The following is a 567-nucleotide window of genomic DNA, read 5'->3' as shown; positions in this document are numbered from 1 at the left end:
CCTGCGCCTCGAAACGGTCCACCACCAGACCACCCGGCCAGCCGACAGACGAACCGTCGGCCCACTCCCCGAGCAGCACCCCCCGCTCGGCGCTGGACAGCAACACACCACGTGCGTCCCCGTCCGCATCCGCAGCCATCGCCTCCAGCACCGACCGGTACATCCCCGCCAGCCGGTCCAGGCTCTCCCGGCTCATCAGCGAGCTGGTGCTGAAGAGGCTGAAGCGTCCGTTGCGGGCGATGACGTTGAGCCCGAACTCGTTGGTCGAGGTACTCGAACAGGATGCTCAGCAAGTCACCGCCGCTGCCTCCTGCGGCACGCTGGATGGCCGGGAGCGGATAGCGGCGGTGGGACCAGATCTCGGTCTCCTGCCGGTACACCTCCCGCACCAGCTCACGCCACGTACCCGCACCCTTGGCCGACGGGAAGGGCAGGGTGTTGAGGTGCATGCCCAGCACGCGGTCGGCACCCGGGGCCTCCAGACGGCCGTGATAGACCACGCCCGTGTGGAAGGCGTCCTCCGCCGTCAGCATGCCCAGCACCTTCAGATGCGCGGCCAGCAACACA

At 68.8% G+C, this 567-nt stretch carries 1 protein-coding gene and 1 pseudogene; both read right to left on the bottom strand.

Annotated features, from left to right (window positions below; translation table 11 throughout):
- On the bottom strand, positions 1-196 hold a 196-nt coding region (locus IF54_RS43835), incomplete at its 3' end, for a hypothetical protein (protein ID WP_234439182.1).
- A gap of 133 nt (positions 197-329) precedes the next feature.
- Positions 330-533 (bottom strand): annotated as a pseudogene (locus IF54_RS44290) (condensation domain-containing protein); the annotation flags it as partial.
- Positions 534-567 lie beyond the last annotated feature (34 nt).

Origin of the sequence: Streptomyces sp. NRRL B-3229 (assembly GCF_000719505.1) — a bacterium.
In the GTDB taxonomy this organism is placed as follows: domain Bacteria; phylum Actinomycetota; class Actinomycetes; order Streptomycetales; family Streptomycetaceae; genus Streptomyces; species Streptomyces griseorubiginosus.
Note: the sequence above shows the minus strand (reverse complement) of the source record. Positions and strands in the feature narration are given on the sequence as shown.